Consider the following 12881-nt stretch of genomic DNA (forward strand, 5'->3'; position numbering starts at 1 on the left):
CTTTTGGCGTGATCCGGCAAAACGCGATCGCGCCCCTGCGGTGCGCTCCTACAGGTGTGGGGTCAGGCCGCCTTGGCCACAGCGGCGACGGCCTTGCGGGCACCGTCGTTGATGTCGTCTGCCGGGGTGATGGCCAGGCCGGATTCGGCCAGCAGCTTCTTGCCCGCCTCGACGTTGGTGCCTTCCAGGCGCACGACCACCGGCACCTTGACGTCCACTTCCTTGACCGCCGCGATGATGCCCTCGGCGATCATGTCGCAGCGGACGATGCCGCCGAAGATGTTGACGAAGATCGCCTTCACCTTGTCGCTGGACAGGATCAGCTTGAACGCCTCGGTCACGCGCTCCTTGGTGGCGCCGCCGCCGACGTCGAGGAAGTTGGCCGGGGCGCCGCCGTTGAGGGCGATCACGTCCATGGTGGCCATCGCCAGGCCGGCGCCGTTGACCATGCAGCCGATGTTGCCGTCCATGGTCACGTAGTTCAGGTCGTGCTCGCTGGCCTTCACCTCGGTCTCGTCTTCCTGCGTGGTGTCACGCATGGCGGCGAGGTCCTTGTGGCGGAAGGTGGCGTTGTCGTCGGAGTTGACCTTTCCGTCCAGCGCGTACAGGTTCTGGTCGTCCAGGATCGCCAGCGGGTTCAGCTCGACCAGCGACAGGTCCTTGTCGTTGAACAGCTTGAATAGCCCGCCCATGATGCCGGCCAGCTGGTTGGACTGCTTGGCGGTCAGGCCCATCTTGAAGCCGATCTCGCGGCCCTGGTAGGGCTGCACGCCTTCGACGTAATCGACGGTCAGGGTGTGGATCTTCTCGGGGGTGTTGGCGGCGACCTCTTCGATGTCGACGCCGCCCTCGCTGGAGACGATGTAGGTGATCGCCTTGCGGTCGCGGTCGACCAGCAGGGACAGGTACAGCTCCTTGACGATCTCGCCGGCGGTGGTGACCAGCACCTGGTTGACCGGCAGAGCGACGCCCGCGGACTGGTAGGTGGCCATCTTGGTGCCGAGCATCTTGCCAGCCGCGGCCTGCACGTCGTCGGTGGTCTTGCAGAACTTCACGCCGCCGGCCTTGCCGCGGCCGCCCGCATGGATCTGCGCCTTGACCATCCAGGGGCCGTTGCCCAAGGACTTGGCCGCCTCGACCGCTTCGTCGGCGCTGGACGCAACGCGCCCGGCCGGAACCGCAATGCCGTAATCGGCAAACAACTGCTTCGCCTGGTACTCGTGGAAATTCATGGATCACCCGGGGAGGAATTTGCCGATAACGGCTGGAACGCTCCGCGTGTCCGGTGGAACCGGTCCGGCGCGGGCGGCCGGCCATTTTAACGTGTTGCGGCGCGGCATGCTTCGATCCCCGTCGCATCCCGCATACTCGGCCCCATGGCCCCGCCTGACGCCGCGACCGCCGACGCCCGCTCGGTCCACCACGCCGAAATCCGGCGGGAGCTCTATTTCTTCACCCTGTACCGGGTGTTCGAGGCCGCGCTGCTGTGCCTGACGGTGTTCGGCCCGGTCGGCGACCTGCTGGCGCAGCCGCGCCACCCGCAGCTGGCGGCCGCGGTGGCGCTGGCCTACCTGCTGGGGGCGATGCTGCTGTTCGCCACCGGCCGCCGTGGGGCGGTGCAAAGCCAGGTCGCGGCCGGCGTGGCCGGCGACATCCTGGTCACCGCCCTGGCCATGCACGCACTGCCGTCGCTGGCCTCCAGCATCGCCATGATGCTGCTGTTCAACGTCGGCGCCGCCGCCCTGCTGCTGCCGCTGCGCCGCGGCCTGTTGGTGGCTTGTGCCGCCAGCCTGGCGCTGCTGCTGCAATACGCCTGGACCGTCGCGGTCGGCGAGGACGACGGCCGGCCGGCGGTGGAAGTGGTGATGTTCGCCACCAGCTACCTGGCGATCGCCACCCTCACCAGCCTGCTGGGCCGGCAGCTGCGCGCCAGTCAGGCGCTGGCCGAACAGCGCGGCAGCCAGGTCGCCAACCTGGCCGAGGTCAATGAACTGATCATCCGGCGCATGCGCACCGGGGTGCTGCTGGTCGACGGCGATGACGAGATCCGCCTTGCAAACGAAGCAGCGATGCTGCAACTCGGGGACGCCGGCGAGGGCCGGCGCCTGCTGGCCACCGCCGCGCCGGCGCTGGAGGCCCGCCTGCGCCGCTGGGAGCGCGACGGCAACAACGACCCCACGCCGCTGCAGCTGGCCGCCGACCTGCCCGAGGTGCTGCCGCGCTTCGCCCGCCTGCTGGCGGAAGGCGACCAGGTGCTGGTGTTCCTGGACGACGCCGAGCTGGCCTCGCGGCGGGCGGAAAGTCTCACTCTCGCCACCCTCGGCCGCTTTTCCGCCAGCCTGGCCCACGAGATCCGCAACCCGCTGGCGGCGATCAGCTACGCCACCCAGCTGCTGGAGGAATCGCGCGACATCCCCGAGGCCGACCGCCGCCTGCTGGAGATCATCTACCAGCAGACCCGGCGCATGAACGGCATCGTCGAGAACGTGCTGGGGCTGGCCCGGCGCGAACGCGCCCAGCCCGAGCACGTGGACCTGGGCGAATTCGCCCGCCACTTCGTGGCCGACTACTGCAACAGCCATCCGCTGGACCGCGACACCCTCGAGGCCCGCACCGACGGCCGGCCCGTGCCCTGCCTGGTCGACCGCCGGCAGCTGCAGCAGGTGGTCACCGTGCTGGTGCACAACGCGCTGATCTATGGCCGCATGCCCGGCGAGCCGGCGCGCGTGTCCCTGCACGTGCACCGCGACGCCAAGGGCGCCCCGCTGCTGGACGTGGTGGACCATGGCCCCGGCATTCCCGAAGCCGTCACCGGCCAGCTGTTCCGTCCGTTCTTCACCACCTCCAGCCACGGCACCGGGCTGGGCCTCTACATCGCCCGGGAGATGTGCCTGGCCAACCAGGCCGACCTGCGCTACGTCGCCATCCCCGCCGGCGGCGCCTGCTTCCGCATCCGCCTGGCTGGCGCACGCGCGATCGATACGGCCTGACGGCGCGCCGCGGCCTCAGTCGATGCCCAGCTTCTTCAGCTTGTAGCGCAGCGCACGGAAGGTGATGCCCAGCTGGGCGGCGGTCTTGGTCTTGTTGTAGCGGTTGTCGACCAGCGCCTGCTCGATCGCCTTGCGCTCCACTTCCTCGATGAAGCCCGGCAGCGCACTGCTGGCGGATTCGCGCGGATCGATCAGGCTGGGGTCCAGGGTGGCGGCCGCTGCACTGGCCTGCGCCGCCAGCGACGGTGGCGGCGCCGCCGGGCGGGCTTCGGGCAGGCGCAGGTCGGCGGCGCGGATGCCGTCGTCGTCGGCCAGCGCGAAGGCGCGCTCGAGGATGTTCTCCAGCTCGCGCACGTTGCCGGGGAAGGTGTAGTGCGCCAGCGCCTCCATCGCGTCCGGATGCAGCTCCGGCCGCAGCCGCCCCTGCGCTGCGGCCAAACGGGTGAGGATGGCGTCCACCAGCACAGGCAGGTCCTCGCGGCGCTCGCGCAGCGGCGGCACCCGCAGTTCGATGACGTTGATGCGGTAGTACAGGTCGTGGCGGAACCTGCCCTCCTCCACCAGCGCGGCCAGGTTCTTGTGGGTGGCGGACAGGATCCGCACGTCCACCGGCACCTCGGTATTGGCGCCCACCGGCCGCACCGACTTCTCCTGGATCGCACGCAGCAGCTTGACCTGCATGGACATCGGCAGCTCGGCGATCTCGTCCAGGAACAGCGTGCCGCCCTCGGCCGCCTGGAACAGGCCGGTCTTGTCGGCATGGGCCCCGGTGAAACTGCCCTTGCGATGGCCGAAGAACTCGCTTTCCATCAGCTCGGTCGGGATCGCGCCGCAGTTGACCGGCACGAACGGCCCGGCCGCGCGCATCCCCTCGTCATGGATGGTGCGCGCCACCAGCTCCTTGCCCACGCCGGACTCGCCCGCGATGTAGACCGGCGCCTGGCTGCGGGCCACCTTGCCCAGAGTGGCGCGCAGCTCGGCCATCGCCGCGGACTGTCCCAGCAGCCGCGAGGCCACCGCACCGGTCACCGGCGCCCTTTTGGGCGCTTCCTCGCCAGCGGCAAGAGCCGCTGGCACCAGCTTCAGCGCGTGCTGGACCAGCCCGCGCAGCACCGCCAGGTCAACCGGCTTGCTGACGAAGTCGAAGGCACCGGCCTTCAGGGCGCCCACCGCCGCCTCCTGGTTGCCGAACGCGGTGATCATCGCCACCGGCGTCTGCGCATAGAGCTGCGAGATTTCCTGCACCAGCTCGATGCCGGAACCGTCGGCCAGGCGCATGTCGGTCAGGCACAGCGCGTACTGGTTGCGCTTGAGCAGCGCGCGCGCGTCGTGGAGGGACGAGGCCGTGTCGCATTTCAGCCCCATCCGCCCCAGGGTCAGCACCAGCAGTTCGCGGATGTCGCGCTCGTCATCGACCACCAGGGCACAGATCGGGGCGTTGGCTTGGGGGCTGCGGGGGGGAATACTCATATTGCCGGAACCATAACCGGTTGCCACGCCGGGTCCAAGTGCGACAAGGCATGGCACATGCGGGCATTCCGGCCCGCGATGGCGGCGGTGGGCACCCGCCCTGTCCTTGCGCCGTTCCCACATGCGCGGGGCAGCCGGTCGGCACACTATATTGAGGGACGTGGCTCAGGCATGGCGGCACACAACGCCCCGAACCACGCAACCCAGATCACGCATCGGAAGTTGACCCTTGACGTCACTTGATGACGCAATCTGTCATACACTCCGGCCGGCGCACGACCCCAACCGCGTGATACCGGTCACGGAACTGGCGCCCAAGCCGCGCTGTCCGCTTCTGGCATGAATCCTGCGTTATAACTTCCGCACGTGTCACCGCCCGTAGTCGGGACCGGTAACCGGCGGGCACCACGGCACGTGAACCACCCAACCAACCCTAGGGGATACACCATGAACAAGCAGCAAGGCTTCACCCTGATCGAACTGATGATCGTGGTCGCGATCATCGCCATCCTGGCCGCGATTGCGCTGCCGGCTTACAACAACTACCGCATCCGCTCGGCGGAGAATGCCTGCCTGGGCGAGGCCAAGGCGTTCATGAATGCCTACTTGGCAGCATCTGTTTCGGCGATGACCATTCCGACATTCAACGCTAAGGCTTGCGCCACGGGTAACGGCGCCACCGGCGCGTTCACTTCGGCGGCCCCCGGCATCAAGGATCCGACCTGCAGCCCGACCACTGCGACCTGCCGCCTGCCCTGATACGCGCGCATTGCATTTCGCACCAAGAGCCCCTCGCAAGAGGGGCTTTTTTTTGTACCGGCATATCATCAACTGCCGCAGGGGCGCACAACTTTGCCGCGCACTCATGAGGGGATTTGGCCCGAGTCTTGCTTTGCATTCGGTATTAGGCATTTCGCCCGAGGCACCACCATGCGCAGCACCGCACGCGGCTTTACCCTGATTGAGCTGATGATCGTGGTGGCCATCATCGCGATCCTGGCTGCCATCGCCCTGCCGGCTTACAACAACTACCGTATCCGCTCGTCTGAAACGGCCTGTTTGGCGGAAGCGAAGAACTACGCCAGCTTCTCACTAGCTTCGATTTACAACGGCACGTCACCCCAAGGCCCAGACCTTGGCGCCTGCGCCTCGATCGATACCGCGACCGATGTCGATACCGATATCACCGCTACCCCACGCCCGCCCTACAATCGCACCGTCACCTGCGACATGAACAGCGGCACCTGCGTGCTCAACTGACGCTCGAGTGCGCCGGCCCGAAGGCAAAAGGCCCGCCGCCCACCATGCTTCCCGACAGAACCCTGCCAGCCACCAGATGAGTCGCCGGCACGCACCCGTGCGAGTATCTTGAGCCATCGCCGATGACCCGGTGCCTATCGCCACTTCATGCCACTGTCCATGCCCATGATCCCCGGCCACCGGCCCTTGTTGCCCCGCCTGTTTCTCAGCCTGATCGTCGCACTGCTCACAGCATTGCCCTTCCTGGCCGGCCTGCCGGGTGACTTCGTTCTCGACGACATCCCCAATATCGTCAACAACGATGACCTCCAGCTCAAGAGCTTTGATGTCGACCAACTGGCCACGATTGCCACCGCACCCCAGATTTCGGGCAGTCTGCGCGTCGTCCCCACGCTGACATTCGCACTCGACTATCTGCGCGCGGGCAGCTTCGACCCCGCGACCTTCAAGACCACAAACATCCTGATTCATGCCCTGACCGCCTGCGCATTGGCATGGTTCTTCCATGCGCTGCTGCTGGCCACCAGGGTTTCCGCGACACGCGCCCAGTGGGCCGCCCCCGCACTTGCTCTGGCATGGGCCCTCCATCCCTTGCAGGTCTCCTCCGTGCTGTACGTGGTCCAGCGCATGCAGACCATGGGCACGTTGTTCCTGGTGCTGGCGCTGCTGGCCTACCTGCAGGCAAGGCGTGCGCAGATCGCAGGCAATCCAGGGCGAACGGGCCTGCTGGTCTCAATGCTGCTGTGGGTTGTGGCCATGGGCTGCAAGGAAGACAGCATCCTGCTACCCGCGTACACATTGGCACTGGAACTGACCGTGCTTCGCTTTGGCGCTGCGGACACCGGCTTGGCCACCCGCTTGCGCCGCGGCTACCTGATCGCCACGCTGGCCGGTGCGGCAGCATACGCGCTGTGGTTGATCCCGAACCACTGGCATTGGGAAGCGTATCCGGCACGCGATTTTTCAACACCGGAACGCCTGCTGACCCAGGCCAGGGTGCTATGCCTGTACCTGTGGCAGATCTTGGTGCCCCTGCCTTCGCACATGCCGTTCTATTACGACTGGCTGCAACCCTCGCGTGGTTTCCTGCAACCTTGGACGACCCTGCCTGCCATCGCGGCATTGCTGGCCCTGCTAGTACTTGCATGGCGACTGCGTGCAAGCTGGCCCCTGTTTTCCTTCGGCATCCTGCTGTTTTTCAGTGCGCACGTCATCACCAGCAATGTCATAGGACTGGAACTGGCCTTCGAGCACCGCAACCACTTTGCCCTCATCGGCGCGGTATTGGCGGTGGGCAGTCTGCTGGCGCACGCAGGCGCGCGCCTTGGGCTGCGTCTTGGGGCGCAGTCCGGCCTCTGCGTCATCCTGCTGATCACGCTGGGAAGCGCCACGCTGGTTCGCGCCCACAGCTGGGCAGACAAATTGGCCTTTGCTCGCACCAGCACCGAGTTGGCGCCGCACTCCGCACGCGCATGGTTCGGCCTGTGCATGGATTACTTCAAGGCCGGCGGCGAAGCCGTCAAAGAAAATTCGAACTTGGACAAGGCGATCGAGGCATGCCGCAACGGGTCGACAGCCGCCCCCTATGCACTCAACAGCCCGGCAACCCTGCTTGTCCTGAAGACTCTTCGCGGCGACGTGACGCAGCACGACTGGGCCCTTTTTCAGAGCCGGATGAACGCTGTCCACATGGGCTGGGACAACCAGCGCGCGCCGATGATCCTTGCCTACTACGCACGCAAGGATGTGGCGCTGGATAAGCGGGAAATGCTCAAAGCATTTGCTACCCTGGCCCGAAGGGCGTCCATTACCCCATTCAACAGCGCATCGCTCGGCTACTTCATCATGAACGACCTGGAAGATCCGGACCAAGCGATGCCCTACTTCACCGTTGCTGTCAGCGCCGCCAATCCTGCAGATCCGTTTCCGCAGCAACTTGCCGACGAACTCAAGACCAAGCAGCGCCCAGATCTCGCCAGAAAGATCGAAAACATTGCCATAGGGCGATTCACAGGTGTCTCTGGCCAATCAGGCCCGAAATGATCTTCGCGGTTTCGTGAGCACTTTTTTTCGCGAAGACATCGAGGGCCTCCGGGCCATCGCCATCCTGCTGGTGGTCGCGGCACATGCGGGCGTGCCCTGGCTAGCCGGTGGCTTCATTGGCGTGGACGTGTTCTTCGTTCTGTCCGGCTTTCTGATCACCGGCAAGCTGGTGCAGGAAGCCACCGCCACGGGCCGCATCAGCCTACTCCCGTTCTATGTGCGCCGCTTGCGTCGGTTGCTGCCGGCGCTGCTGCTGATGCTGCTGGTGGTGGGGCTTGCCTCCACCTGGCTGCTTTCGCCCTTTGAACAATCAGAGCAGTTGTTCACTGCGCAGATGGCGGCCTTATGGCTGAGCAATTTCCACTTCGCGCTGGGCAACTTCGACTATTTCGCCGCCGGCAGCGAAACCAACCTGTACCTGCACACCTGGTCGTTGGGCGTGGAGGAGCAGTTCTATCTGGTCTGGCCCGCGCTGGTGTTGTGGCTGCTGGCACGCGATGGAGAACGCGGTGTCGCCAGGCTGCGGATCGGCATGGGGGTGGTGTTGCTGGCCAGCCTGCTGGCGTGCATCGCCCTGACCCGCACGGCGCCGTTGCTGGCCTTCTACATGATGCCGCTACGCGCCTGGCAGTTCGCCGCGGGCGCCCTGGTCTGGCTGGTGTTTGCGCGCACGACGCCTGCTTCGCCCCGGCTGACGCGCGCCGCACCCGGGCTTGGCCTGCTGGGGCTGGCGTTGATCGTTGCCTGCGGCCTGCTGCTGGATGCGCAACGTGCCTATCCCGGTGCATGGGCGCTGCTGCCGACCATGGGCGCCGTGTTGGTGGTGCTGGCAGGCTCACTGCCTGGAGGCCAGCGCGGCGCCGGCGCCTTGCTCTCGCTGCCGCCGCTGCAATGGCTGGGGCGCATCTCCTATTCCTGGTATCTGTGGCATTGGCCAGTGCTGTTGCTGGGCGTGGCCTACACCGGCAGCCAAGCGCCGGAATACCGGGCGCTGCTGGTGGCGGTTTCGCTTGCACTGGCCGCGGGGTCCCACGCGCTGGTGGAAGCACCGCTGCGCCGCTGGCGGCAGTGGCTGGCTTTCCCACGTACCGCCGTGCTCGTATCGCTGGCCAGCATGGCGGCGATGGTCGCATTGGCAACGCATTGGACACGGCAGGCCAGCGACGCATTGCAGACGCCGGCATTGCAACGCTATGCGGCCGCGCGCACGGATGCACCGGCCATCTACGCCATGGGTTGCGACGACTGGTACCGCAGCGCGACGGTGCGCACCTGCAGTTTCGGCAGCGAACAGGCCCCACGTACCGCGGTGCTGATGGGCGACAGCCATGTCGGCCAATGGTTTCCTGCAGTACACCGAGCGCTGGACAATGCCGGCTGGCGCTTGCTGGTGATCACCAAGTCGGCCTGCCCGATGGTGGATGCGCCGATCTTCTATGCCCGCATCGGCCGCGAGTACACCGAGTGCGCGCAGTGGCGCGACGCAGCGCTGCAAAAGATCCAGGCACTGAAGCCAGACCTGTTCATCTTCGGCAGCGCCCCAGCGGCGTTCACCCCACAGCAATGGACGGAAGGCACCGCCCGCGTGCTGGCGCGGCTCAGCCCGGCCGCTACGCGCATCGTCCTGCTGGCGGACACGCCCGCGCTGCCCTTCGATGGCCCCCAATGCCTGATGCAGCAGGCCTTGCGCCCTGCGTGGCTGGCCGACGCAAGGCGCTGCACCTCAGCGCCCGGAAATGCCGATGCCGACGCCATACGACGTTCGCTGCAAGCCACCGCATCGCGATTCGCCAACGTCGAGTTCGTGGACTTGCGGCCGCATGTCTGCCCGGACGGCCTCTGCCGCGCGGAGTTGGACGGACGGGTGACGTACCGGGACAACCAGCACCTGAGCGGGAGCTTTGCCGAATCGCTGGCGCCAGAAATGGCAAGAGCGCTGCGGGTGGCTGCTCAATGACAACCGATCATCCAGGCAGCGCCTGCAAGCATTGCTCCGGCCCAACAAGCCGGATCAATGGGCGCACCTTGCGCCAGTCACCCGCCCGCGGGGGCTTTCTGAAAAAGGCGGACGACAAGCGCTGGATCCAGATCTGCCCCACATGCGAGCGGGGGGATCTGTTTGACGGCCGAGGGGTCGCGCTGCCGTTCCGCGCTGCGGATGGGGTGATGCGCACGGTGATCGACACCGATTCGGCGGAGGTCCTGGCAATCGCGGACTTCCGTTTCACACGGCCGGCGCTGGATTGTGGCGTTGCCCTTGCGAACCTCGAGCAACCGGCCGACACGGTGCAAACCACCGGCAGCGTGGAGCACCTGGCTTGCCGCTATCTGCTGTCACCGTCTGCCGGGGCCGCAGCAACGCTCTCGGAAACCGTCTGCTATTGGGGCGGCGGCGGGCGCGTGCTGGGCAACCTGAAGAGACACCACGCAGGACGCCTGGGCGACGTGATGCAACGCTGGATGCAGGCCGCCCTGGCCGCAGCCAGCGACGAGGAAGCCATTGCACAGGCGTCTCCCCGGCGTCCCGCGGGACTGCCACACGGCCTGGGAATCTCGTTTGGCAGCAAGCACCTGCGAATGCTGGATCCCCACCGGTTCGCCGTGCTGGACTCCGTGCTCAGCGAAGGGCTGGGCTATGCGCTCAATCCGAAGGGCTATGCTCTGTTCATGCGTCACCTTCGCGACTTCCACCAGCAGCTTTCAGCCTCCGGATGGGGCCACTCCCTGGCGCGGACGGAAAGCGGATTGTTCGTGCTGGTGAGGCAGAATGTACGCTTGGAGTCCGATCAACCGGTCACCCCGAGCGAAGCATGAAAAAAGCCCTCATCACCGGCATCACCGGCCAGAACGGCGCAAATCTGGCGGAGTTCCTGCTGGCCAAGGGCTACCAAGTCCATGGCATCAAGCGACGCTCGTCGTCCCTCCGTATCAAGCGGATCGGCAACCCTCCCCAACTGGTTATGAGCCGTCGTTAGTGAAACTTTGACATGACGCACCTGCGCAATTTGGGCACGGCCGTTTTCGAATGGCGGCCAGGCCGGCTGGCGCAGCACGGAGGGGCGCTGCTTGGCTGGATGATGCTGCGCGCCGCCGCACAAGCCGGCACCGTCGTGTTGCTGGCGCGCACGCTTGCTGTGCAGACCTACGGTGAGTTCGTTGCGGTGATCGCCGTGGCCGGTTTTGTCGTCCCATTGGCAGGGCTGGGTCTGTCCAACATGGTGTTGCGCAACGTGGCGCGCGATCCACAGGCCGCGCCGTGGTACCTCGAACGTGCCGTCACCACCTGGACCCGGACGCTGCTGCCGTTGTCCGCCGCCGCTATCGGCATCGCACTTTTGCTGATCCCCAAAGGCTTGCCAGTAGCCGCCATGGCAGCCGCCATCTGCGGCGAACTGCTGGCGTCCTCACTCACCGAACTGGCCGGACGCTACCGCCAAGCGCAGCATCGGCACCACGCCTACGGCGCCATCAATGCCGGCCTGCCCCTGCTGCGCCTGCTTGCGCTGGGACTGTTGGTTTTCCTGACCAACCGGACGGACATCGCCTCCGTCCTCTGGACATTCACTGCCGCCAGCGTGGTGTATGCCCTGCTGCTGTGGCCGGTGGTGCGCACTGTGGCGTCGGTCGTCGCGGAGGACGCGACGGAAGCCATGCCGGTGCGCAGCGGGCTGCCGTTCAGTGCATCCGCACTGGCCATGCGCCTGCAGGGCGAGTTCAACAAACCAGTGCTGGCGCATGCGGGCTTCGGGCTTGCCGGCAGCTACAACATCGCGCAGCGCGCGGTGGACATGGCCAGCCTTCCTTTGCAGGCGCTACAGGAAGCCCTTTGGCCCAAGCTCTATGCACAAGCGAACCCGCTCCCGCAGCTGCGCCGAACCGGTGCTGCACTGCTGTTGATGGCACTGGCCATGGGGGCGCTGGTCTGGCTGGCCGCGCCACTGCTCCCGCTCCTGGTGGGTAACGCTCATGAGGACGCCGTCCGCGTACTACGCATGCTGGCTTGGCTGCCGCTGCTTCAAGTAGGCCGGTCCCTGCTCAATTTCCACGCCATTCACCACGGTCACATGCAGCACATCAGCTGGGCCTACATCCTCGGCGGTGGCGTCAGCGTCTGCGTCGTGGCCGCACTGGTGCCCGCCCACGGGATGGCAGGCGCGGTGATCGCCAGCTACATTGCAGAAACCACCATGAGCCTGGCATTGCTGGGCTTCGCAATGCGCGCATCGCGCTGACGCCGACCTACTGGATAGCCCATGCAAGTCGCAGATCGTCTCCGCAACTCCAGACTGCTGCGTCGCCCCTTGCTGGCCGCCAGCAGAACGCTGTTTTCATTGCTCCGCGGCGGCCCCCCCCTCCTGCGCAGGGCCGCCTACGACGCGATGCCGGTGCCCTATCTGGTGGCCGGACACCCGGAGCACTTCGTGGTATCCACGGCCGACAAGGTCATCGGGCGGGAGGTGTTTCTGCACGGGGAATTCGACTTCGCAAAGCTCCAGACCGCCTTGGCCATTCTGGGGCGGGAGGGGCGCCCAGCCCCCACTCACCTGATCGACGTCGGCGCGAACATCGGCACCATCACCATTCCGGCGCTAAAACGCGGACTCATCCAGACTGCCACCGCCATCGAACCGCACCCCCACAACCTCCGGCTGCTGCGCGCCAACATCGCGCTGAATGGGCTGGAGGATCGCGTCACCGTGCTGGCGCAGGCAGTCGGCGACCGCAGCGGCGTCACACTGCACCTCCACGAATCCGCCACGAACAGCGGGAATCACAGCATCGGCGCAGAAGGCATCCCGGTCTCTTCATCCAAGCTGGACGATCTAGACCTTCCATCGGCACCTAGCCTGCTCTGGATGGATATCGAAGGCTATGAGGGGCATGCACTCACCGGCGCTGGGCGGCTGCTCAGCACGGGGACTCCGGCGGTATGCGAGTTCAACCCCACATATCTTGAGCATTCCGGAGGACTTGAATTACTTAAAAAAGCAACTCTGGGTTACGAAATTTTCGACCTTAAGTCACCAAATAGCACAAGCACTTCCCTCGATAAGGTTAATAATAAATATCGCACTATCAACGAATTTACAGACATACTACTAATCAAACCAAGGTAGA

The 12881-nt window shown here is 65.8% G+C and carries 8 protein-coding genes and 3 pseudogenes; 9 read left to right on the forward strand and 2 right to left on the reverse strand.

Annotated elements, in window-relative coordinates; all coding sequences use genetic code 11:
* Positions 1-62 precede the first annotated feature (62 nt).
* Positions 63-1232, reverse strand: coding sequence for an ADP-forming succinate--CoA ligase subunit beta (sucC, locus tag ICG51_RS05175; protein WP_190281942.1), 1170 nt, complete (start codon positions 1230-1232; stop codon positions 63-65).
* Positions 1233-1376: 144 nt separating this feature from the next.
* On the opposite strand from sucC, the gene ICG51_RS05180 reads away from it, so the two are divergent.
* A complete protein-coding gene (locus ICG51_RS05180; RefSeq protein ID WP_190281943.1) occupies positions 1377-2990 on the forward strand; it encodes an ATP-binding protein in 1614 nt (537 codons plus the stop codon).
* A gap of 15 nt (positions 2991-3005) precedes the next feature.
* Here ICG51_RS05180 and ICG51_RS05185 read toward each other — a convergent pair whose 3' ends face one another.
* Complete coding sequence (locus tag ICG51_RS05185; RefSeq protein ID WP_190281944.1) at positions 3006-4460, reverse strand: sigma-54 dependent transcriptional regulator; 1455 nt, start codon at positions 4458-4460, stop codon at positions 3006-3008.
* 447 nt (positions 4461-4907) lie between these two features.
* Here ICG51_RS05185 and ICG51_RS14345 point away from each other — a divergent pair.
* The 8 genes and pseudogenes from ICG51_RS14345 to ICG51_RS05225 form a co-directional block, all read left to right on the forward strand.
* Positions 4908-4997: pseudogene (locus tag ICG51_RS14345) on the forward strand (prepilin-type N-terminal cleavage/methylation domain-containing protein); the annotation flags it as partial.
* Positions 4998-5390: 393 nt separating this feature from the next.
* Positions 5391-5528 (forward strand): annotated as a pseudogene (locus ICG51_RS14350) (prepilin-type N-terminal cleavage/methylation domain-containing protein); the annotation flags it as partial.
* Between the two features lie 351 nt (positions 5529-5879).
* Positions 5880-7763, forward strand: a complete 1884-nt coding sequence (locus tag ICG51_RS05200; RefSeq protein ID WP_190281947.1) for a hypothetical protein — start codon at positions 5880-5882, stop codon at positions 7761-7763.
* A 13-nt stretch (positions 7764-7776) separates the two neighbouring features.
* Complete coding sequence (locus tag ICG51_RS05205) at positions 7777-9720, forward strand: acyltransferase family protein (protein WP_190281948.1); 1944 nt, start codon at positions 7777-7779, stop codon at positions 9718-9720.
* 68 nt (positions 9721-9788) lie between these two features.
* A complete protein-coding gene (locus tag ICG51_RS05210; RefSeq protein ID WP_190281949.1) occupies positions 9789-10577 on the forward strand; it encodes a hypothetical protein in 789 nt (262 codons plus the stop codon).
* Positions 10574-10705 (forward strand): annotated as a pseudogene (locus ICG51_RS05215) (GDP-mannose 4,6-dehydratase); the annotation flags it as partial. The gene ICG51_RS05210 and the pseudogene ICG51_RS05215, both read left to right, overlap by 4 nt.
* Positions 10706-10750: 45 nt before the next feature.
* Positions 10751-11995: an oligosaccharide flippase family protein gene (locus ICG51_RS05220; RefSeq protein ID WP_190281950.1), complete on the forward strand. Its 1245-nt coding sequence runs from the start codon at positions 10751-10753 to the stop codon at positions 11993-11995.
* A 21-nt stretch (positions 11996-12016) separates the two neighbouring features.
* Positions 12017-12880: an FkbM family methyltransferase gene (locus ICG51_RS05225; protein WP_190281951.1), complete on the forward strand. Its 864-nt coding sequence runs from the start codon at positions 12017-12019 to the stop codon at positions 12878-12880.
* Position 12881: the final 1 nt, after the last annotated feature.

Origin of the sequence: Thermomonas sp. XSG (assembly GCF_014678725.1) — a bacterium.
Taxonomy (GTDB): Bacteria; Pseudomonadota; Gammaproteobacteria; order Xanthomonadales; family Xanthomonadaceae; genus Thermomonas.

Bases quoted from the DNA above. Each gene is read 5' to 3' on its own strand.
- sucC (WP_190281942.1), bottom strand. From the start codon at position 1,232: ATGAATTTCCACGAGTACCAGGCGAAGCAGTTGTTTGCCGATTACGGC.
- ICG51_RS05180 (WP_190281943.1), top strand. From the start codon at position 1,377: ATGGCCCCGCCTGACGCCGCGACCGCCGACGCCCGCTCGGTCCACCAC.
- ICG51_RS05185 (WP_190281944.1), bottom strand. From the start codon at position 4,460: ATGAGTATTCCCCCCCGCAGCCCCCAAGCCAACGCCCCGATCTGTGCC.
- ICG51_RS05200 (WP_190281947.1), top strand. From the start codon at position 5,880: ATGCCCATGATCCCCGGCCACCGGCCCTTGTTGCCCCGCCTGTTTCTC.
- ICG51_RS05220 (WP_190281950.1), top strand. From the start codon at position 10,751: ATGACGCACCTGCGCAATTTGGGCACGGCCGTTTTCGAATGGCGGCCA.
- ICG51_RS05225 (WP_190281951.1), top strand. From the start codon at position 12,017: ATGCAAGTCGCAGATCGTCTCCGCAACTCCAGACTGCTGCGTCGCCCC.